The 21509-nt window shown below is 45.4% G+C and carries 17 protein-coding genes; 9 read left to right on the forward strand and 8 right to left on the reverse strand.

Features of this window, described 5'->3' with window-relative positions; all coding sequences use genetic code 11:
* Positions 1-13 precede the first annotated feature (13 nt).
* Together gyrB and A3712_RS02450 are read left to right on the forward strand one after the other, a co-directional pair.
* Positions 14-2431: a DNA topoisomerase (ATP-hydrolyzing) subunit B gene (gene gyrB / locus A3712_RS02445; protein ID WP_063522133.1), complete on the forward strand. Its 2418-nt coding sequence runs from the start codon at positions 14-16 to the stop codon at positions 2429-2431.
* A 506-nt stretch (positions 2432-2937) separates the two neighbouring features.
* Complete coding sequence (locus A3712_RS02450) at positions 2938-3372, forward strand: Hsp20 family protein (protein ID WP_004739258.1); 435 nt, start codon at positions 2938-2940, stop codon at positions 3370-3372.
* Between the two features lie 119 nt (positions 3373-3491).
* Here the strand turns inward: A3712_RS02450 and A3712_RS02455 are convergent, their stop codons facing one another.
* The 4 genes from A3712_RS02455 to glyQ form a co-directional block, all read right to left on the reverse strand.
* On the reverse strand, positions 3492-4745 hold the full coding sequence (locus A3712_RS02455) for a valine--pyruvate transaminase (protein ID WP_063522134.1): 1254 nt from the start codon (positions 4743-4745) through the stop codon (positions 3492-3494).
* A 253-nt stretch (positions 4746-4998) separates the two neighbouring features.
* Positions 4999-7086, reverse strand: coding sequence for an alpha-amylase (locus A3712_RS02460; RefSeq protein ID WP_063522135.1), 2088 nt, complete (start codon positions 7084-7086; stop codon positions 4999-5001).
* A 202-nt stretch (positions 7087-7288) separates the two neighbouring features.
* On the reverse strand, positions 7289-9355 hold the full coding sequence (gene glyS / locus A3712_RS02465; protein ID WP_063522136.1) for a glycine--tRNA ligase subunit beta: 2067 nt from the start codon (positions 9353-9355) through the stop codon (positions 7289-7291).
* 2 nt (positions 9356-9357) lie between these two features.
* Positions 9358-10278 carry a glycine--tRNA ligase subunit alpha gene (glyQ, locus tag A3712_RS02470; RefSeq protein ID WP_008223226.1) on the reverse strand — a complete coding sequence of 307 codons (921 nt, stop codon included), beginning with the start codon at positions 10276-10278 and terminating at the stop codon, positions 9358-9360.
* A 420-nt stretch (positions 10279-10698) separates the two neighbouring features.
* Between glyQ and A3712_RS02475 the strand changes: the two genes are divergently transcribed.
* Together A3712_RS02475 and A3712_RS02480 are read left to right on the forward strand one after the other, a co-directional pair.
* Positions 10699-11256, forward strand: coding sequence for a TMEM165/GDT1 family protein (locus A3712_RS02475; RefSeq protein WP_063522137.1), 558 nt, complete (start codon positions 10699-10701; stop codon positions 11254-11256).
* Between the two features lie 147 nt (positions 11257-11403).
* Entirely contained in the window at positions 11404-11658 is a 255-nt protein-coding gene (locus tag A3712_RS02480; protein ID WP_082856159.1) for a hypothetical protein, read from the forward strand.
* 83 nt (positions 11659-11741) lie between these two features.
* Here A3712_RS02480 and tusA read toward each other — a convergent pair whose 3' ends face one another.
* Positions 11742-11993, reverse strand: a complete 252-nt coding sequence (gene tusA, locus A3712_RS02485) for a sulfurtransferase TusA (RefSeq protein ID WP_004739242.1) — start codon at positions 11991-11993, stop codon at positions 11742-11744.
* Between the two features lie 149 nt (positions 11994-12142).
* Here tusA and A3712_RS02490 point away from each other — a divergent pair, with 149 nt between their 5' ends.
* On the forward strand, positions 12143-12328 hold the full coding sequence (locus A3712_RS02490; protein WP_063522139.1) for a hypothetical protein: 186 nt from the start codon (positions 12143-12145) through the stop codon (positions 12326-12328).
* A gap of 153 nt (positions 12329-12481) precedes the next feature.
* On the forward strand, positions 12482-13423 hold the full coding sequence (locus A3712_RS02495) for a LysR family transcriptional regulator (RefSeq protein ID WP_063522140.1): 942 nt from the start codon (positions 12482-12484) through the stop codon (positions 13421-13423).
* 88 nt (positions 13424-13511) lie between these two features.
* Here A3712_RS02495 and acuI read toward each other — a convergent pair whose 3' ends face one another.
* The 3 genes from acuI to fadB all read right to left on the reverse strand — a co-directional run bounded on the left by acuI (position 13512) and on the right by fadB (position 18096).
* Positions 13512-14492: an acrylyl-CoA reductase (NADPH) gene (acuI, locus tag A3712_RS02500; protein WP_063522141.1), complete on the reverse strand. Its 981-nt coding sequence runs from the start codon at positions 14490-14492 to the stop codon at positions 13512-13514.
* Between the two features lie 242 nt (positions 14493-14734).
* The gene (fadA, locus tag A3712_RS02505; RefSeq protein WP_063522142.1) at positions 14735-15898 is read right to left on the reverse strand and encodes an acetyl-CoA C-acyltransferase FadA; all 1164 of its coding nucleotides are present in this window, start codon (positions 15896-15898) and stop codon (positions 14735-14737) included.
* 26 nt (positions 15899-15924) lie between these two features.
* Positions 15925-18096: a fatty acid oxidation complex subunit alpha FadB gene (fadB, locus tag A3712_RS02510; protein WP_063522143.1), complete on the reverse strand. Its 2172-nt coding sequence runs from the start codon at positions 18094-18096 to the stop codon at positions 15925-15927.
* 227 nt (positions 18097-18323) lie between these two features.
* On the opposite strand from fadB, the gene A3712_RS02515 reads away from it, so the two are divergent.
* The 3 genes from A3712_RS02515 to hemG are packed head-to-tail and all read left to right on the forward strand — an operon-like array spanning position 18324 to position 20977.
* Complete coding sequence (locus A3712_RS02515) at positions 18324-18947, forward strand: YigZ family protein (protein ID WP_063522144.1); 624 nt, start codon at positions 18324-18326, stop codon at positions 18945-18947.
* Positions 18948-18981: 34 nt separating this feature from the next.
* Positions 18982-20439, forward strand: coding sequence for a TrkH family potassium uptake protein (locus A3712_RS02520; protein WP_063522145.1), 1458 nt, complete (start codon positions 18982-18984; stop codon positions 20437-20439).
* A gap of 10 nt (positions 20440-20449) precedes the next feature.
* A complete protein-coding gene (hemG, locus tag A3712_RS02525; protein ID WP_063522146.1) occupies positions 20450-20977 on the forward strand; it encodes a menaquinone-dependent protoporphyrinogen IX dehydrogenase in 528 nt (175 codons plus the stop codon).
* Positions 20978-21509 lie beyond the last annotated feature (532 nt).

Here is a 21509-nt window from a genome sequence, read left to right on the forward strand (position 1 = left end):
TCAGAGAGTAACTATGTCAGATAATTACGATTCATCGAGTATTAAGGTACTGAAGGGTCTGGATGCGGTTCGTAAGCGTCCTGGAATGTACATTGGCGACACGGATGATGGTACCGGTCTGCACCACATGGTCTTCGAGGTAGTAGATAACTCTATTGATGAAGCGCTTGCTGGTCACTGTAATGACATCATTGTTACTATCCATGAAGACAGTTCAGTATCGGTACGTGATGACGGCCGTGGTATTCCAACTGAAATTCACCCAGAAGAGAACGTGTCTGCTGCTGAAGTAATCATGACGGTTCTTCACGCTGGTGGTAAGTTCGATGATAACTCATACAAGGTTTCAGGTGGCTTGCACGGTGTAGGTGTTTCAGTAGTTAACGCACTGTCTAAGCAGGTTACTCTGACTATCCACCGCGGTGGTCAAATCCATACTCAAACGTACCACCATGGTGAGCCTCAAGCGCCACTAACTGTGATTGGTGATACGGACAAAACGGGTACAGAAATCCGCTTCTGGCCAAGTGAAGAGACATTCTCAAACGTACTTTTCCACTACGATATTCTAGCTAAACGTCTACGCGAACTGTCGTTCCTAAACTCAGGCGTTTCTATCAAACTAATTGATGAGCGTGAAGAAGATAAATCGGATCACTTCATGTTTGAAGGCGGTATTCAGGCGTTCGTTGAGCACCTAAACACCAACAAAACACCAATTATTCAAAAAATCTTCCACTTCGATAACGAACGTGAAGATGGCATTACTGTGGAAGTAGCAATGCAATGGAATGATGGTTACCAAGAGAACATCTACTGTTTCACAAACAACATTCCTCAACGTGATGGTGGTACTCACCTTGCTGGTTTCCGTGCTGCGCTGACGCGTACTCTGAACAGCTTCATGGATAAGGAAGGCTTCTCTAAAAAAGCGAAGACAGCAACATCGGGTGATGATGCTCGTGAAGGTCTGACTGCGGTTATTTCGGTAAAAGTGCCAGATCCTAAGTTCTCTAGCCAAACTAAAGACAAGCTGGTTTCTTCTGAAGTGAAATCTGCCGTTGAACAAGCTATGGGTGAAAAACTGTCTGAGTTCCTTATCGAGAACCCAACGGAAGCGAAAACCGTTTGTACTAAAATTATCGATGCAGCACGAGCTCGTGATGCAGCGCGTAAAGCACGTGAAATGACGCGTCGTAAAGGTGCTTTAGACCTAGCTGGCCTACCAGGCAAGCTTGCAGACTGTCAGGAAAAAGACCCTGCCCTGTCTGAACTATACATAGTGGAGGGTGACTCGGCAGGCGGCTCCGCAAAACAAGGCCGTAACCGTAAGAACCAAGCGATTCTTCCACTAAAAGGTAAGATTCTAAACGTAGAGAAAGCACGTTTCGACAAGATGCTTTCTTCACAAGAAGTGGCAACCTTAATCACAGCTCTTGGCTGTGGTATCGGCCGCGACGAATACAACCCAGATAAGCTGCGTTACCACAACATCATCATCATGACCGATGCCGATGTCGATGGTTCGCACATTCGTACGCTACTATTGACCTTCTTCTACCGTCAAATGCCAGAGCTTATTGAGCGTGGTTACATCTACATCGCTCAGCCACCACTTTACAAAGTTAAGAAAGGTAAGCAAGAGCAGTACATCAAAGATGAAGATGCAATGAGCCAATACCAAGTGGCATTGGCTCTAGACAACGCAGCGCTACACGTAAACCCTGATGCACCAGCATTGGCAGGTGAAGCGTTAGAGAAGCTAGTTCAGCAATACAATTCTGGTATCAAGCTGGTGGAGCGTATGAGCCGCCGTTACCCACATGCTCTAATGCATGAAATGATCTACATGCCTCGTCTAACTGCAGAGCAGTGTCACGATGAGTCAGTAGTAGAAGCATGGGGCAAGCAGCTAGTAGAACAGTTGAACGCGAAAGAGGTTGGTGCAAGCCAGTACTCTCTAGAAGTTGAGAAGCATGAAGAGCTAGGTCTAAGCCTACCTAAGATTGTGGTTCGTACTCACGGTGTGACACACGAACACGCGCTAAGCGTTGATCTGTTCAACTCGAAAGAGTACGGCAAGCTAGCAAGCCTATCAGAAGCGTTAGATGGTCTGATTGAAGAGGGCGCTTACATCAAACGTGGTGAGCGTACTCAAGCAGTATCAAACTTTGTTGAAGCGCTGAACTGGTTGATTAAAGAGTCTCGTCGTGGTCTAAGCCTACAACGATACAAAGGTCTAGGTGAGATGAACCCAGATCAGCTTTGGGAAACCACAATGGACCCAGAGACACGTCGCATGATGCAAGTAACTATTGAAGATGCAGTCGGTGCAGACCAACTGTTCACCACGCTAATGGGTGATCAAGTTGAACCTCGTCGTAACTTCATCGAAGAAAATGCACTTAAAGTAGCAAACTTAGACGTTTAGTATCTTTGATACTTCGCTCTTTGGCTTAATTTCTGTGTCAGAGGTGCTCACATACATTCGTATGCTCCGCGCCTCTTCCTTGAACTAAAGTAAAATAGCTTCGTCTCAAAAAACTAAAATCATTTTAAAGCACTATCCTTTGGATGGTGCTTTTTTACGTTTTTAAGGTATTGAAAAGTATTGATTTGAAAAAATAATTGAAAATAATCCCTTGAAACTATTTTGCTCAATCCATATATCTATTTATGAAGAGAATGACTGTCTTGCTCTACAAGAGAAGAAACAGAACCTTTACTAACGCTGACGAAGTATCGCTCAACAGAGGATAACTTTAGCAGCACACAACTTGAAAATTGATTCACTGTCATGTCCCAGTGTTGTCGCCAATAGAGGTGAAACCCGAGGAATGCGAATTGAATCTCTTAGCTGTTTACTTGGTCTCATACACAGGTTCGATCTAAGTAAAATTCGCAGCTAAGACTATTGCTTACTAAAAGGATAGCATTATGAGAACTGTAGATTTCACTCCACTTTACCGCAACGCAATTGGCTTCGATCGTCTATTCAACATGATGGAAGCGAACACATCGAAGAACACTTCTGGCGGTTACCCTCCATACAACATCGAGCAAAAAGACGAGAACAACTACCGTATCACTATGGCTGTTGCTGGTTTTGCTGATGACCAATTAGACCTGACTCAGAAAGAGAACATGCTAATTGTTAAAGGTGAGCGTAAACCTGAAGCAGAAAAAACGTATGTGTACCAAGGTATCGCAGAGCGTGATTTCGAGCGTAAATTCCAACTGGCTGACTACGTAAAAGTGGTAGGTGCAAGCATGGAAAATGGTCTTCTTCACATCGACCTAGAGCGCGAAATCCCAGAAGCGATGCAACCACGTAAGATTGCAATCAATGGTAATAGCCTACTTGAAGGTTAATTGCTGTTAGCTCCTTAGAGCTAAAAATTATCGGGAAGTAAAGTGAAAGAGCACCTATGAGGTGCTCTTTTTGTTTGTTTTTCTAACGTCATTCCATAGAGGGAGGAATGACCGAATCTCTATTTGCTTTCGCTGTAAGCCTTTTTCACTTCCTCTGCAATGATCGCAATACCCTTCTGCATTGCTTCATCGTCTTGTACGTAGTTCATACGTAGGCACTGATGAGCATGATCCCACTCGTCTTCTTGGCCGATGAAGAAGTATTCACCCGGAACAATCAATACACCACGAGCTTTTAATCTGTCGTACAGTTCCATGGTGGTGATTGGCAGTTCATCAAACCATAGCCATAAGAAGATAGCGCCTTCAGGTTTGTGAATTCGAAAACGCGGGTCATCAATCGCTTCTTGCAGCAGTTCAACGGCGCGCAAAGACTTTTCTTTATAGAAAGGCTTGATCACTTCACTGCTCAAGCGCAGCAGATCACCGTTTTCAATCATGTGGTTGGCGATAGCTGGCCCAATACTGCTTGGCGCTAAGCTGATGATGCCATTCATGTTGGTTAGCGCTTGGGTTACTTCTTCGCTCGCAATCACGATACCGCAACGCACACCAGGTAAACCAAGCTTAGAAAGGCTCATGCACAGAATCGTATTTTCATTCCAGAACGGTTCTACATCTTCAAAGATGATGTTTGGAAATGGTAGGCCATAAGCGTTGTCGATCAGCAGTGGGATGTTGTTGTCACGTGCGAGTTTATCCAACTTACGTACTTCCTCGTCGGTCAGTACGTTACCGGTTGGGTTAGTTGGGCGAGACGCACAGATAGCAGCGACTGAGTCATCCACTTTTAGTTGTTCAAAATCGACATGGTATTTGAACTGGCGATTTTCTAGCAGTTCGATCTCTGGGTGGTAAGAGATAAAGATATCGTCATCAATCCCCGCATCGCCGTAGCCGATGTATTCCGGCGCGATCGGCAGTAGGATTTTCTTATGTGAGCCATCTGGCTGTTGGCCTGCTAGCAGGTTGAAAAGGTAAAAGAAGCCACTTTGACTGCCGTTAGTTAGACTGATGTTCTTTTCGCTGATGTCCCAGCCATAGGTCTCTTTCAGCATTGCCGCTAGAGACTTAATAAAGCTGTCTTTGCCTTGTGGGCCATCGTAGTTGGCGAGGGCGGCGATGAGTTCTCCACTGGCGAGCATGTCGGCACTGGCTTGGTTAAAGTAATCGAGCATGGCAGGGATAGCGGCTGGGTTGCCACCACCAAGCATGATTGCGCCAGGAGTGCGCAGGCCATCATTCAAATCATCCATTAAACGAGTGATTCCAGAGTAACGATTAAACTTTTCACCAAACTTAGAGAACTGCATTACTTATTTTACCTAATTCATTGTGATTGCTTGTTATGTGTCATTAAGGCAGACCTTATGTCTGCCATCAGTGTAATCCTTGAACATACCGCAATGTTTTTGCGACGCATAGCGCCAAATGCTCTAACACGTAAAAAACTTCTATAAAGTTTGGCTAATGAATAACTGCTTGCTTATTGCACTGGTTTTTGAGATCAAAAAGGAGAAGACTAAGCTTCTCCTTGAGTTTCTGCTGTTTTATGTCACTCGGCGTTTACTTAGAACCGGTATACACCACCAACACCTTGTCGTCTTGGTATTGACGTTCGAAGGCGTAATAGCCCTTGCTGTTGCGGATGATGTGCTTACCTTGCGCGACAGCAGGATGGCGCTGACGGAATTGTCCGAGTGCTTGCCAGTGCTTTAACAGCTCAGCTCGCTCTCCGGTTATTTGATCCCAAGGCATTTCTGAACGAGTACCCTGCATGGGATCGGATCCTGTTGGGCCAAAATCACGGGCGATTTCATCTCCGTAATAGATCTGGACTGCACCCGGAGCCAACATCAATGCGTTTGCAGCTTTAGTTTGTTTTTCAAAGTCACTGCCGTGCTGCGTCCAGAATAGTGAGGTATCGTGAGAGGATAAGTAACTCAACACGTTGAACTTGCTGTCACTGTTGATCTTCTCTGCATAGCGAAGGTAGTCAGCATCGAGATCGGATAGGCATTTAAGCGCTTTAGGGGCGATATCGCTCTGGAATTCAAAGTTGATGATCGAATCAAATCCGTTAGCGAAGTAATCTGACTTCACCACGCTGTGTGCCCATACTTCGCCGGTCATCCAAAATGGTAAGTCATCTAAGGCTTTGTCTGGGTTGTTCTGTTTCCATTCAGCCAGCGCTTGGTTGGTGCTCTCTTTGAGCTCTGCCCAGGCTTCGAGCTCAACGTGTTTTGCGGTATCGACTCTAAAGCCATCCACGCCGTATTCACGTACCCAATCTGAAAGCCAAGTGATGAGGTGGTCACGAGGTGTTTTGAGTTCATCAGTCGCGCTGGTGGGTTTGTTGCGATAGAAATTCGGTAGCCCTGTCGTTTCCGTCGATTCTGTCTTGAAATCAGGTAAGTGCGCCAATGACATGGTCAGGTTGTTGTAACCGGGAGAGTCGTAAGCACCGATATCGCTACGCAGCCAGGCTTTGCCCCACCATTTTTCCCACGCTTCTTTGTCACCGTAAGAGATGTAGTTGTTGAAGTAGTGCCAGTTCTGACCTTTAGCGGGTTGCCAGTCTGTCCAGTTTTCGCCAAGTGTTTTTGTTGCTTCTTCATCATTCAGGTTGAGCTTACCAAAGTCGAACTCCTGCATATCGGCCAAGGTAGCGTAGCCAGTGTGGTTCATGACTATGTCCCAGATGACACGAATGCCTTTGCTGTGCGCAGTATCGATGAAGGTTTTTAGCTCGTCTTCGGTACCCATGTTGTCATCAAGTTTGGTCCAATCTTGATGGTAGTAACCATGGTAGCCATAGTGTTTGAAATCGCCACGGTCACCACCGCCAACCCAACCATGTATCTGCTCTAAGGGAGACGTAATCCAGATAGCATTAGCACCGAGCGATTCAATGTAGCCGAGCTTTTCAGTTAAGCCTGCTAGGTCACCGCCATGGAAGGTGCCAATTTCATCTTGTCCGTCTTGGCTACGGCCATAGCTATTGTCATTGTTAGGGTTACCATTGTAGAAGCGGTCGGTCATCACGAAGTAAACTGTGGCGTTATCCCAACTAAAATCTGCTTTGGTTTCTGGTTCAACTTTTTCTAGTAACAAAACGCCTTGGCTACTTTCAGCTGGTTGCATGGTGGCACTGCCGTTAGTGACCGTTGTTTGTATTCCGGAAAGGGCATCTCTGACCAAGGTGCCATCATCAAAGGTTTGAGCAACATTGATGGTGGTTGGCCCGTCACTAGGGAGCGGACAAGCAAAACTTTGGACTTGTTGCTGTTTTGGCTTTATTTGAACCTTTAACTCATTGGTTTGCGGGTTGAGTGTAAATTGGTAGGTATTCGCGCGAAAGACCTTAATAGCGAGTTCAGATTTCTCAGCGCAATCGTCTAGGCGAAGGGGTTTATTGAACTTAATGCGACTCTCTTCCGCAAGTGCATAGTTGGTGCCACAGGTATTTTTACTGTCGCTGATGGAGAAGGTATAGCTACCTTTGGCGAGCTCCTGTTCTGCGATTACAGTGCCTTTGCCTGTTGATTCGAATACAACTGTGTTGTTATCAATCGTTAGTAATAGGTTGCTGTCGCTGGTTTGGCTGCATGCGCTGAGTGCAAGCATTGAAAGTGCGAGTACTGTTTTTTTCATTGTTCCCTTCCCCTGAATAAACAGGTCAGTTATAGCAAACAATGCCCTCTACAGTCTGAGTGCTGATTCATTCAGTTAATCAATAACACCTCTACAAACAAATGCTTGGTTCACAAAAACAAAAAGGGAAGCTTTCGCTTCCCTTTGGGTATTTACCTTTCGTTGCTCAGAGCATCGCTTTGAACAGCTTGCTCACTCGTACTTATTTTTGCAGGAGAGAGATGTCAGCAATCTGTAGGAACAGGTTACGTAGGTTATTCAGTAGCGTTAGACGGTTCTTCTTAAGTGCTTCGTCATCAGCCATAACCATTACGTTATCGAAGAACGCATCAACAGGCTCACGTAGAGCTGCTAGCTTGCTTAGGGCTTCTTGGTAGTTACCTGTCGCGAATGCTGGTTCTAGTGCTTCTGTCATTACAGCAACGTTTTCAGCCAGTGCTTTCTCTGCATCTTCTTGAAGCAGGGCTAAATCGATATCTGCTGCTAGCTCACCATCGAATTTCGCAAGGATGTTACCTACACGTTTGTTCGCTGCTGCTAGTGCTTCTGCCGCTTCTAGTTCACGGAAGTGAGAAACCGCTTTAACACGCTGGTCAAAATCAGTTGGCTTAGTTGGACGGTTAGCTAGTACTGCCTGGATGATATCCACGCTGAAGCCTGCATCTTGGTACCATGCACGGAAACGACCTAGCATGAAGTCGATAACGTCAGCTTCTACGTTGTCGTTGGTTAGCTTGTCGCCTAGTAGTTCTTTCGCTTTTGCGATCAGATCCGTTAGGTCTAGGTTGTAGCCGTTTTCAACGATAATACGTAGCACACCTAGTGATGCACGACGTAGAGCGAATGGGTCAGAACCTTTTGGAGCTTGACCAATACCGAAGATACCTACGATAGTGTCTAGCTTGTCTGCCATTGCTACTGCAGAAGAGATGCCAGTACTTGGTAGGTCATCACCTGCGAAACGAGGCATATACTGCTCGTAAAGTGCTAGTGCAACTTGCTCGTCTTCACCATCGTGAGTCGCGTAGTGCATGCCCATAACACCTTGAGTATCCGTGAATTCGAATACCATAGAGGTCATTAGGTCACATTTAGCCAGTAGGCCCGCGCGCTTAGACTTCTCAACGTCAGCATCGATTTGCTCAGCGATGTAGCCAGCAAGTTCTGTGATGCGATCTGTTTTGTCTTTGATAGTACCAAGCTGCTTCTGGAAGATAGCTTGGTCTAGTTCTGGAAGACGGTCGATCAGAGGACGCTTACGGTCTGTATTGAAGAAGAATTCAGCATCAGCAAGACGTGGACGTACCACTTTTTCGTTGCCTTCGATAACGTAGCGAGGCTCTTTAGACTCGATGTTTGATACGAAGATAAAGTTAGGAAGTAGCTTCTTGTTTTCATCGTAAACAGGGAAGTATTTTTGGTCACCTTTCATAGTGTAAACCAATGCTTCAGAAGGTACTTTTAGGAACTCTTCTTCAAACTTCGCTGTTAGTACTACTGGCCATTCAACCAGAGACGTTACTTCTTCAACAAGATCATCTTCTAGGTCAGCTTTACCGCCAACCGCAGCAGCTGCTTTTTGCGAATCAGCTAGGATGATTGCTTTACGCGCCTCGTAATCTGCTATTACTTTACCGCGCTCTTCTAGGATTGCTGGGTATTGCTCTGCAGAATCGATATTGAACTCTTGCTCGCCCATGAAGCGGTGACCACGGATAGTGCGGCCAGATGCTACGCCTAGGATCTCACCTTCGATAAGGTCAGCGCCCATTAGCATAGTCAGTGTTTTAACCGGGCGGATGAACTGAGTCGTCTTGTTACCCCAGCGCATTGGCTTAGCGATAGGCAGGTTACCTAGTGCTTTAGCCGCTAGCTCAGTAACGATTTCAGACGTTGCTTGGCCTTTTACTTCTTGTTTGAAAAGAAGCCATTCGCCTTTGTCTGTTACTAGACGGTCAGCTTGCTCAACCGTGATGCCGTTACCACGAGCCCAGCCTTGAGCCGCTTTAGTTGCGTTGCCGTCAGCATCGAATGCTACAGAAACTGCAGGACCGCGTTTTTCAACAACTTTGTCTTCTTGGCCTTCTGCCAGCGCTGCTACTTTTAGAGCAAGACGACGAGGTGCTGCGTACCACTTCACGCCTTCGTGCGCTAGGTTTGCGCCTTTTAGCTCTGCTTCGAAGTTTGCCGCGAATGCTTCTGCTAGAGTGCGAAGTTGCGTTGGTGGTAGCTCTTCAGTACCCAGTTCAATTAGAAATTCTTTAGCCATGATTACTTCTCCTCGTCCTTCTTGCACATTGGGAAGCCAAGTGCTTCACGTGATGCGTAGTATGCTTCAGCAACTGATTTAGTTAGGTTGCGAATACGAAGGATGTAACGTTGACGCTCTGTTACAGAGATAGCTTTGCGCGCATCAAGGATGTTGAATGCGTGGCCTGCTTTTAGAATGCGCTCGTAAGCTGGAAGCGGAAGTGGCTTCTCAAGCTCAAGTAGCTCTTTACACTCTTTTTCACACTGGTCGAAGAAACCGAATAGGAAATCTACGTCTGCGTGTTCGAAGTTGTACGTTGATTGCTCAACTTCGTTTTGGTGGAAGATGTCACCGTAAGTTACGTTAGAGCCGTCTGGTGCAACGTTCCATACTAGGTCGTAAACTGAGTCTACTTCCTGGATGTACATTGCTAGACGCTCGATACCGTAAGTGATCTCGCCTGTTACAGGCTTACACTCAAGGCCGCCAACCTGTTGGAAGTAAGTGAACTGAGTTACTTCCATGCCGTTTAGCCATACTTCCCAACCAAGCCCCCATGCACCTAGTGTTGGGTTTTCCCAGTTATCTTCAACAAAGCGAATGTCGTGAACAAGTGGGTCAACACCAAGAACCTCTAGCGAGCCTAGGTACAACTCTTGGATATTGTCTGGCGATGGTTTTAGCGCTACTTGGAATTGGTAGTAGTGCTGAAGACGGTTAGGGTTTTCACCGTAACGGCCATCAGTAGGACGACGTGAAGGTTGTACGTAAGCTGTAGACATTGGCTCTGGGCCAAGTGCTCGTAGACATGTCATTGGGTGAGAGGTGCCTGCACCTACTTCCATATCTAGAGGTTGAACAATGGTACAACCGTTTTGAGCCCAGTAATCCTGCAGCGCGAGGATCATTCCCTGGAAGGTTTTGATATCGTATTTTTGCATAGTCAGGTTCGCGCGATTCTTTTAAATGAATGAGAAAAATAACCTCTGAGTATACCGAGATATTCGTAAAGCGAGTAGGGGTAATCTTGTTTAATTAGTGGTCTAAAATGTCGTTTAATGGATTTTTTTGCCTTTAATGTTTGTTTTTCGGTGCAAGTAGATATTTTGATAAGTTTGACACTTGTTTTTGACTACGTGGGTGATTAGAATCTCGCGGTCTTTGGGGAGTAGCTTACTTGTTCATATCCTAGTGAATGAGTTCGTTCGTCAACATAATTGATGCAAAATCATCATGGCGTTCGAGGCAACCACCATCTTGGTGGCGCTTAGCAAGACCTTAGACAAGCATCGTGAACCGGGATGGGGCGCGAGGTTTGTCTTTGGTTAAATATAATAATCTCCATCCCAAATGAGCATGTCGTGAGCGTTTTAGCTATTTCAATTACAACTGTTGCCTTAGCCGAGATCGGTGATAAGACCCAGTTGCTATCCCTTTTATTAGCCAGTCGATATCGAAAACCGGTACCTATCATTGTGGCTATCTTCTTTGCCACTATAGCCAATCATGCTCTTGCAGCGTGGCTCGGTGTGGTTGTCGCTGATTACTTATCGCCAGAAGTTTTAAAGTGGGTTCTGGTGGTCAGTTTTATTGCAATGGCGGGCTGGATTCTGATTCCAGATAAGCTCGATGATGACGAACAGATCTCAAACCGTGGCCCTTTTGTTGCAAGTTTTATTGCTTTTTTTATCGCTGAAATTGGTGATAAGACCCAGATAGCAACTTCTATCCTAGGGGCGCAATACGCCGATGCTTTGGTGTGGGTGATTCTGGGTACAACCATAGGCATGTTGCTAGCGAATGTACCTTTAGTGATCATTGGTAAGCTGTCGGCAGACAAGATGCCACTCGATCTTATTCGTAAGATTACAGCCCTATTATTTATCGGTTTGGCTATCGCTGCTGCGTTTTACCCATGAGTGTTTTGAGTCTTATTATACTCAACCAGTGGAGTAATGTGTTGTAGGTCATACTCTTACAGCATTGTGGAGTTTATCGAGCGAATGGACATATAACTGCCATACTTGTCATGATATTTTAATCTTGTGAGTTATCAACACGAGGGCATGATTATGTTGACGCGTTATATGGGTATTACTCCACAAAGCCAAAGCTATCTATTTACCTTTGGTCTTGCACTTACACTATTAGGCATGGTGCTGACGGACATGTGGCTACCCATGGTCGCCGGCGCTATGATCATGACTGGACTTGCGGTAGAGGCTTGGATTCGAGTCGCGCATATTATTCCGATGCGCAAAGACATCCGAGCGTTGCAACAACAGCTTGATTACCTGCAAACCAAGTCTAAAGATGAATAAACAAAAAGCCGCTGGTACTCTGAATTCTGCTTGAGAACATAAGGTACTAGCGGCTTTTTTGATGTTTGATTCTCGGTGGGGCGTTACGCCTCTAGTCCCTTTTTGATCAAATACTGGTATGGCAGCGTTTCTGTCTCTTGGCCGACCAACTGGTGATCCATGAATCGACAAAAGCTCGGAATATCTCGAGTGGTCGAAGGATCGTCAGCTTTTACCAGTAACACATCGCCATCCTGCATGTTTCTAATTGTCTTCCTAACCATCATTACTGGCTCTGGGCAACGCAGGCCTTCAGCTTCTAAAGTATGGGTTGCCAGTTCAGGTTTGAATGTCATGGTTTGTATCTCTATATCTATCTAACGTGTGAATAATACGTCTGCAGAAAAAATATGCAATAAGTGCTTGGCAAACAGAATCATTTCCTATAACTTAGTTAACAAGTTGATAACAACTTAACACAAAGGCAACTAGCTAAGGAGTGGCGATGTTGACAGGATTAGATAGATTAACAATTTATTCGGTTCTCTGTTTTATTTCCTTTTGTGCGTTAGTTTTACGCTCATCGGCAGAGGCCTCACTTATGCCTATTTTTGGCATTGTAGCAACGATTATTGGTATTTGGGTTGAGATGCGCCGTTGGCAGGGTACAGCCGAAGAGCAAGAGCACTAACCTAAGTACAGCAAACAAATTCCGATACGACATTCCGACACTATCCCCAAATTTTCTTGGGCTTCCCCGCGTAATTGCGGGATTTTTTTTATCTAAAGCATGCTATAAACAAGTTAGTGAACAATGATCATTGTATTCAGCTAGGTAAGTGGCGTGGAACTAGAAGACATCTATCGTAGAGACCTTAATTTATTGGTCGCCTTAAAGGTATTGATTGAAGAGGGCAGCGTTAGCCAGGCCGCGCTTCGTCTCAACTTGAGCCAGTCGGCAACCAGTCGAGTTTTAGGACGCTTAAGAGACCTACTCAACGATCCTCTGTTTACTCGTCAGGGCCAACACCTTATTCCAACCACAAAAGCGCTCGAGATCAGCCAGCGAATTGATCAGCCTTTGGAATCATTCCGTCAATTACTTAGCCCTAGTGATTTTGACCCTTACTATTGCGGTGAACGTTTTCTAATTGCGACCACTGATTACGCGATGCAAACCATCTTGCCGTATGCACTGCCGAAGATTTATGAGCAAGCACCGAATATCTCTTTGGAATTTGCCCCGCTGCAGCATGAACATTTGTTTAAGCAGCTTAGTACCGAGCGCGTCGATATGGCTATTTGCCGACCAAGTGGCAGTGTTGCGCCACTTCATCAAGAGGTCCTTGGCCCGGTGGGTGTGTCGTGCTTACTCTCTAAAAATCATCCCTTGGCAGATAGTTCGTTGAGTCTCGAGGATTATGTCTCTTTACCTCATGCGATGATTGCGATCAGTGGTGGTGTAAAGGCTTTATTGGACAATGCTTTAGCCAATCAACAACCGAGGAAAATGGTACTGCGTGCTTATCACCTTGAAGCGGCATTGGCGATTGTCGATAGAATGCCGTTAGTGATTACGGTACCGGCTGATTTGGCATACTTGGTTGCAGAGCGTTATGACTTAGTCGTTAAGCCGCTGCCATTCGAGTTTATGCCGTTTGATTACTCGTTGATTTGGCATTCACGCTGCGATTCTTCTGCCTCACAACAATGGCTGAGAAGAGTGGTCAAAGAAGAGTGTGGTGAGTTAATTCAAAAGCGGATTGCCGATGTCGGCTTGGGTTAGGCTTAATAGTAAGTAGCAGATAGAAAAAAGGGCTGATCATGATCAGCCCTTTTGTTCTATTACGTGTTGTCTTTAGAGTGTTAAGCGATTACAGCTTGATAACTACACGGCCTGTGATTTGACCGTTAGTGATATCTTCTGCCGCTTGAATCGCGTCATCTAGAGATACTTCTTTTGTCGCGCTACCGTAGAAAGACTCAGGTAGCAGTTCAGCCAGTTGTTCCCACGCTTTAATGCGTTTCTCACGAGGGCACATAACAGAATCAACACCTTGCAGGCGAACGTTGCGTAGAATGAATGGCATTACCGTTGTTGGTAAGTCAAAACCACCTGCTAGGCCACAGATTGCAACTGCTCCGTTGTAATCAATTTGCGCCAATACTTTCGCAAGTACTTTGCTGCCTACAGTGTCGATAGCACCAGCCCACATTTGTTTCTCAAGTGGTTTCGCTGGCTCTTCTAGTTCAGCACGCTCAACAATGCGAGTTGCACCTAGTGATTTTAGTAGCTCACCATTTTCTGAAGCTCGACCTGTTACTGCTGCTACTTTGTAGCCTAGCTGGTTTAGTAGAGTGATAGATACGCTACCTACACCGCCACTTGAGCCAGTCACTAGGATTTCACCGTCTTCAGGTTTGACACCAGCATCGACAATAGCTTGAACACAAAGCATAGCAGTGAAGCCTGCTGTACCAATCGCCATTACTTTCTTAGCGTCTAGACCTTTAGGCATTGGTACTAACCAGTCACCGTTTAGGCTTGCTTTCTCAGCCATGCCACCCCAGTGACCTTCACCAACACCCCAACCAGTTAGAACCACTTCGTCGCCTGCTTTGTAGCGAGGGTCATCAGATTGTGAAACTACACCTGAAAGGTCGATACCAGGAACCATAGGGAAGTTGCGAACAATGCGCCCTTTACCTGTAATCGCCAAACCATCTTTGTAGTTCAAAGAAGAGTAGCTTACATCGATCTTCACGTTACCTTCAGGTAGTTGAGACTCTTCAATTTGAGAAACTGATGCGATAGTTTTTTTGTCTTCTTGGTTTAGTACAAGTGCTTTAAACATGATCTGCTCCATGGGAGAAATATTAGGAAACTGAAGTAACTTTAGTTGAATCGTTGGAGAAAAAATAATGAAACATCAACATTGAATATATGCGTTTTATGCATAGATCTCGTTGGCTACTTTCCTCTTGATTCGGTTTGCTGAACGAACCTATCGTTTTCTGATAGCTGGAAATAAAAAGTGCAGCTATATAAAGATAGCTGCACATAAGATTATCCGAAAAATATTACCGTCGATGAGTATTATGGGCGTTCAAATACTGTTGCAATACCTTGGCCTAAACCAATACACATGGTTGCTAATCCGTATTTCACGTCTTGCGCTTCCATTAGGTTGATTAGGGTTGTAGAGATACGAGAACCTGAACAGCCTAGTGGGTGACCTAGTGCAATGGCACCGCCATTAAGGTTCACTTTTTCGTCAACCACATCCAGTAGACCTAGATCCTTAGCACAAGGTAGAGATTGCGCCGCGAACGCTTCGTTCAGCTCAATCACACCCATGTCTTCAATTGTTAAACCTGCACGCTTCAGCGCTTTTTGAGTTGCAGGTACTGGGCCGTAACCCATGATTGAAGGGTCGCAGCCTGCGATAGCCATAGACTTAACGCGAGCACGAATCTTGAGACCCAGTGCGTTAGCTTTCTCTTCACTCATGATAAGCATTGCCGATGCACCATCAGACAGGGCTGATGAAGTACCTGCTGTTACTGTACCGTTAGCTGGGTCGAACACTGGGCGCAGTTGAGATAGGCCTTCAACCGTTGTTTCTGGACGAATTACTTCATCGTGATCCAGTGTAAACAGTGAACCGTCGGCAGCGTGACCTTCCGTTGGTAGGATCTCGCTTTTGAAACGACCTTCAACCGTTGCCGCATGTGCACGAGCGTGTGAACGTGCAGCGAATGCATCTTGGTCTTCACGGCTAATACCGTGCAGTTTGCCAAGCATTTCAGCGGTTAGGCCCATCATACCTGCAGCTTTTGCTACGTTCTTTGACATACCTGGGTGGAAATCAACACCGTGTGTCATTGGTACGTGACCCATGTGCTCCACACCACCGATTAGGCAAATTTCTGCATCACCAACCATGATTGAGCGAGTAGCATCATGCAGAGCTTGCATAGATGAGCCACATAAACGGTTAACCGTGACAGCACCAATCTCAATCGGTAAACCAGCCAGTAGAGCTGCGTTACGTGCCACGTTGAAGCCTTGCTCTAGTGTTTGTTGTACACAGCCCCAGTAGATATCTTCAATCTCTGAAGGGTTCACTTCTGGGTTACGCTCTAAAATGCCTTTCATTAAATGTGCAGACAGATCTTCAGCACGAGTGTGACGGTAAGCTCCACCTTTGGAACGTCCCATTGGGGTGCGAAGGCAATCAACAACTACTACATTATTCATTTTGCTATTCCTTTTCCAAATGTGGGTTACAGAGAGCTTGCTTGTTGAGCGTCGTAAAAGCTTTCGCCTTTCTCTGCCATATCAAGCAATAGTTGAGGAACTTGGTACATTGCACCTAAGTCTTGGTAGTCCTTCGCCATTTCTACAAAGTTACCAATACCCACACTGTCTAAGTAGCGGAATACGCCGCCTCGGAATGGAGGGAAGCCTAAACCGTAAACCAGTGCCATATCCGCTTCTTGCGGTGTTGCGATGATGCCTTCTTCTAAACAAAGAACGACTTCGTTAATCATTGGAATCATCACACGTTGGATAATTGTTTGGTCATCAAAATCTTGTGGTGCTTGGCATACGTCAGCCAAGATAGGAAGAATGTCTTCAGAGAAGTTCTTCTTCGGACGGCCACGCTTGTCTACGCTGTATGTGTAGAAACCGCTACCGTTTTTCTGACCGTATTTTTCAGCAACGTAAAGTGCATCAATCGCATCACGACCTTCTTTGCCCATACGCTCTGGGAAACCTTGCGCCATCACAGCTTGTGCGTGGTGTGCAGTGTCTAAGCCTACAACGTCTAGTAGGTAAGCTGGACCCATTGGCCAACCGAACTTGCGTTCCATGACTTTATCGATCTTAGTGAAATCAGCACCGTCGCGTAGCAACATGCTGAAGCCACCAAAGTAAGGGAAAAGTACACGGTTAACGAAGAAGCCTGGGCAATCATTTACCACGATAGGAGATTTGCCCATCTTCGCCGCGTAAGCCACAACGCGATTAATCGTTTCTTCTGAAGTGTGCTCGCCACGGATGATCTCGACCAAAGGCATGCGGTGCACTGGGTTAAAGAAGTGCATACCACAGAAGTTTTCTGGACGTTTCAGAGATTTCGCTAGCAGATTGATAGGAATCGTAGAAGTGTTTGACGTCAGTACAGTGTCTTCACCAACTAGGCTTTCCACTTCGCTCAGTACCGCAGCTTTTACTTTTGGGTTTTCTACCACGGCTTCTACGACAACGTCTGATTGCTCAATACCAGCGTAATGCAGACTTGGAGTAATCGAAGACAGGATGCCTGCCATCTTGAAGCCATCTAGGCGACCGCGAGATAGACGCTTATTCAATAGCTTAGACGCTTCGTTCATACCAAGGTCAAGCGATGCTTGTGCGATATCTTTCATCATCACTGGCACGCCTTTCAGTGCAGATTGGTAAGCAATGCCGCCACCCATGATGCCTGCACCTAGTACAGCTGCACGTTGAGTGTCTTTGGTTGCTGACTTACCCGCTTTTTTAGCAAGACCTTTGATGTATTGGTCATTTAGGAACAGACCAACCAGCGCTTTGGCTTCTTCAGATTTTGCCAGCTTGATGAAGTGTTTACGTTCGATATCGAGTGCTGCATCACGATCGCTGCGTGCTGCTTCTTCAATAGCAATGACTGAAGTAATTGGAGCTGGGTAGTGAGGACCAGCTTTTTGAGCAACAAGGCCTTTCGCCATGGTAAAGCTCATCATCGCTTCGAGTTTGCTTAGCGATAATGCTGATGTTTTCTGTTTACGGCGTAATTGCCAGTCTAGTTTTTCATTGGCAGCCAGAGAAACGGTGTTGATTGCCGACTCTAGCAGTTGGTCTGTTTCTACAATCGCGTCTAACAAGCCAATTTTTAGTGCCTCATCAGCTCGGCATGCTTTGCCTTGAGTGATGACTTCCATTGCACTGTCAGCACCGATAACGCGAGGCAGGCGCACACAACCACCAAAGCCAGGCATGATGCCAAGTTTGGTCTCAGGTAAGCCAATGCTGGTGGTCTTGTCACCGATACGGAAGTCAGTTGCCAATACACATTCACAACCGCCGCCTAGGGCATGGCCGCGCATCATTGAAAGAGTTGGAACAGGAAGGTCTTCTAGCTTGCTGAAGATGGAGTTTGCAAATCTTAACCATTCATCAAGTTCAGCTTCTGGCTTAGCAAATAGGCCAAGAAATTCAGTGATGTCTGCGCCTACAATGAATGCGTCTTTGTTTGAAGTTAAGATTAAACCACGGAGTCCTGCGTGAGCTTTAAGAGCGTCTAACGCTTTGTCTAGTGATTCTAAAGTAGCAAGGTCGAGTTTGTTTACAGAGGCTGGAGCACAGAAGCTTAATTCTGCAATGCCATCTTGTAATTCCTTTACCTGTAGGGTGTTAGCTTGGTAAATCATTGTCTATCTCCATGACATACAATCCACGATTGTTTGAGAGAATCTTGTTGTCTTTCTATTATTGTAGAATACCTGGTAAGACCAGTTGTTCTAGTCTGTACCTCTGCAAGATGAATTTCAATACATTTTTTAAACAATTGTTTAACATTGTGCGATAGCACAGATCCTCTAACCCTTATTATTCACGCGTGATACACTTCGCAGCTCTTATTAATTAAGTTAACGATATGAATGAACAGCCTTATTTAATACCGTCAGATCCGGCTCTGTTTGAAGAAGAGATCAAGAAGAGCACCTTTATTACTCACCTTGCGCATACTCCAAGTGTAGAAGCCGCGAAGCAGTTCGTAGAGCAGGTAAAAAAAGAGCACGCTTCAGCGAGGCATAATTGTTGGGGCTTTGTTGCTGGTCGACCTGAAGATTCAATGCTTTGGGGCTTCAGTGATGATGGAGAACCATCGGGTACGGCGGGTAAACCTATCTTGGCGCAATTGTCTGGATCGGGTGTGGGTGAATTAACGGCTGTCGTCACGCGTTACTCTGGTGGAATTAAGCTTGGAACCGGTGGTTTGGTCAAAGCTTATGGTGGTGGAGTACAACAAGCTCTCAAGCTGCTTCAAACTATCGAGAAAAAAATAACCACAAAACTACGGCTAGAGTTAGACTATAGCTTTGTGCCAATCGCACAATCCATCATGGCTCAGCATCAGGCTGTTGAGGTCCAAGCGGATTATGGTGTGCAAGTTGAGCTTATTATTGAGATAGAGCTCCTTCAGGTATATGCGTTTACCCAGACCATGATCAATAAAAGCGGTGCCAAGGCACTGGTAACGAAAGTAAAAGACAACTAGGAAGTGTGAAGCATCTCGCTTCGTTCAATAGCTCATGCAATTTCGCTCAATTATTCGAATCGTCGGATTATTATTAGCACTTTTTAGTGTATCAATGCTCGCACCTGCGTTAGTCGCCCTGATCTATCGAGATGGTGCGGGTGTGCCATTTGTGACGACTTTTTTTGTTCTGTTCTTTTGTGGTGCGACGTGTTGGTTTCCAAACCGACGTTATAAGCATGAGTTAAAAGCGCGCGATGGCTTTTTGATCGTAGTTCTTTTTTGGACGGTAATCGGTAGTGCCGGTGCGTTACCGTTTTTGATCGCTGATAATCCTAACGTTTCAGTAACCGATGCCTTCTTCGAATCCTTTTCTGCACTGACCACTACCGGTGCGACGGTGATCGTCGGCCTTGATGACCTGCCTAAAGCGATCTTGTTTTATCGCCAGTTTCTGCAATGGTTCGGTGGTATGGGTATCATCGTATTGGCGGTAGCCATTCTTCCTGTTCTGGGCATCGGTGGCATGCAGCTGTACCGAGCTGAGATACCAGGGCCCGTAAAAGACAGTAAAATGACCCCGCGTATCGCTGAAACAGCAAAAGCGCTATGGTATATCTATCTCAGCCTAACAATTGCCTGTGCGGTGGCGTTTTGGCTCGCCGGCATGAGCTTCTTTGATGCAATCAGTCATAGCTTCTCTACGATTGCTATTGGTGGCTTCTCTACTCACGATGCAAGCATGGGTTATTTCAACAGTCCGGCTATCAACATGATTACCGTGGTGTTCCTTCTTATATCCGCGTGTAATTACTCTCTTCACTTTGCAGCATTTGCTTCAGGTGGTGTGCATCCTAAGTACTATTGGAAAGATCCTGAGTTCCGTGCCTTTATCTTTATTCAGGCAGTACTGTTCTTGGTTTGTTTCTTATTACTGCTCAATCATCATTCTTATGACTCGTACTACGATGCTTTCGACCAAGCCTTGTTCCAAACCGTATCTATATCTACGACCGCTGGTTTTACAACAACAGGTTTCTCTGAGTGGCCTCTGTTCTTACCCGTACTGCTTTTGTTCTCTTCTTTTATAGGGGGATGTGCAGGTTCTACGGGTGGTGGTATGAAAGTGATTCGAATCTTGCTACTTACTCTGCAAGGTGCTCGTGAAATGAAGCGTCTCGTTCACCCACGTGCTGTGTATACCATCAAGGTTGGCGGCTCTGCACTACCACAACGTGTAGTAGATGCGGTTTGGGGCTTCTTTTCTGCATATGCATTAGTATTTGTGGTTTGTATGCTAGCTCTTATTGCAACCGGTATGGACGAGTTGAGTGCATTCTCTGCCGTAGCGGCAACGTTAAATAACCTTGGCCCTGGCCTTGGTGAAGTCGCGGTGCACTTTGGCGATGTGAACGATAAAGCAAAATGGATACTTATCGTATCTATGCTGTTTGGCCGATTAGAAATCTTCACTTTATTAATCTTATTGACCCCTACGTTTTGGCGTAGCTAAGGACAACATTGTGGCAAAAGCTCTATTTTTATATTCAAGCCGTGAAGGACAGACCAAGAAAATCTTGAACTATATAAAAGAAGAAATGAGTGAGTTCGAATGTGAGCTTCAAGATCTACATACTATTGGCAAGGTGGACTTTACTCAATACGACAGAGTGTTGATTGGCGCATCGATTCGTTATGGCCACCTTAATAAGAAGCTATATCAATTTATTAATGCCAATCTTACTCAGTTGCAATCAAGCAAGGTTGCGTTCTTCTGCGTGAACTTAACGGCGCGTAAAGAAGACCAAGGCAAAGATACACCAGAAGGCAGTGCCTATATTAAGAAGTTCCTTATCAAGTCTCCATGGCAGCCGACCTTAATCGGTGTATTTGCAGGTGCCCTCTATTACCCACGTTATAACTGGTTCGATAGAACCATGATCCGCTTTATTATGAATATGACAGGCGGTGAAACGGATACAACGAAGGAAGTTGAGTACACGAACTGGGAAAAAGTCTCTTTGTTCACTGAAAAACTAAAGAATATGTAAGAGAAAAGCTTACTTTTGAGGCGTTTTGAGTCCTTTTTAATCGAACGAATAAAAAAAAGGAAAAAACTTAAAAAAGGGCTTGCCAGTGTGATCGAAATCTCTATAATGCCACCTCGCTGACACGGGATGGCTTCTTAGGAAACCAAAACGAATCAGCAAGCCAAATTAGCCAAGCCAAACGCTTGAAAAAAGTTTTGAAAATAGTGGTTGACACTAAAACTTAAATCGCTAAAATGGCCGTCCGATTTGAGCGAAGCTCAAAGGGAAAGCTCTTTAACAATTTAAACCTATCAATCTGTGTGGGCACTCGTTGATGAATATCAAAATTGATTCTTAGGAATCACATTGATTTCAATGAACTGAGTGACCAATCGATAATTTATTATCGGCACAGTCAATTCATTATCATTCTGTTGGAATGGTAATAGCTTTAAAATTACTTTTTGTAGTTTTGAAGTCAGTATTCATTGAGTCACCAAAATCTTAAATTGAAGAGTTTGATCATGGCTNAGATTGAACGCTGGCGGCAGGC

The sequence above is a fragment of the Vibrio sp. HI00D65 genome, assembly GCF_001635455.1.
GTDB lineage: Bacteria > Pseudomonadota > Gammaproteobacteria > Enterobacterales > Vibrionaceae > Vibrio.

Coding starts and splice junctions, on each gene's coding strand:
- gyrB (WP_063522133.1), top strand. CDS start 14: ATGTCAGATAATTACGATTCATCGAGTATTAAGGTACTGAAGGGTCTG.
- A3712_RS02450 (WP_004739258.1), top strand. CDS start 2,938: ATGAGAACTGTAGATTTCACTCCACTTTACCGCAACGCAATTGGCTTC.
- A3712_RS02455 (WP_063522134.1), bottom strand. CDS start 4,745: ATGCAGTTCTCTAAGTTTGGTGAAAAGTTTAATCGTTACTCTGGAATC.
- A3712_RS02460 (WP_063522135.1), bottom strand. CDS start 7,086: ATGAAAAAAACAGTACTCGCACTTTCAATGCTTGCACTCAGCGCATGC.
- glyS (WP_063522136.1), bottom strand. CDS start 9,355: ATGGCTAAAGAATTTCTAATTGAACTGGGTACTGAAGAGCTACCACCA.
- glyQ (WP_008223226.1), bottom strand. CDS start 10,278: ATGCAAAAATACGATATCAAAACCTTCCAGGGAATGATCCTCGCGCTG.
- A3712_RS02480 (WP_082856159.1), top strand. CDS start 11,404: ATGATTATGTTGACGCGTTATATGGGTATTACTCCACAAAGCCAAAGC.
- tusA (WP_004739242.1), bottom strand. CDS start 11,993: ATGACATTCAAACCTGAACTGGCAACCCATACTTTAGAAGCTGAAGGC.
- A3712_RS02490 (WP_063522139.1), top strand. CDS start 12,143: ATGTTGACAGGATTAGATAGATTAACAATTTATTCGGTTCTCTGTTTT.
- acuI (WP_063522141.1), bottom strand. CDS start 14,492: ATGTTTAAAGCACTTGTACTAAACCAAGAAGACAAAAAAACTATCGCA.
- fadA (WP_063522142.1), bottom strand. CDS start 15,898: ATGAATAATGTAGTAGTTGTTGATTGCCTTCGCACCCCAATGGGACGT.
- fadB (WP_063522143.1), bottom strand. CDS start 18,096: ATGATTTACCAAGCTAACACCCTACAGGTAAAGGAATTACAAGATGGC.
- A3712_RS02515 (WP_063522144.1), top strand. CDS start 18,324: ATGAATGAACAGCCTTATTTAATACCGTCAGATCCGGCTCTGTTTGAA.
- A3712_RS02520 (WP_063522145.1), top strand. CDS start 18,982: ATGCAATTTCGCTCAATTATTCGAATCGTCGGATTATTATTAGCACTT.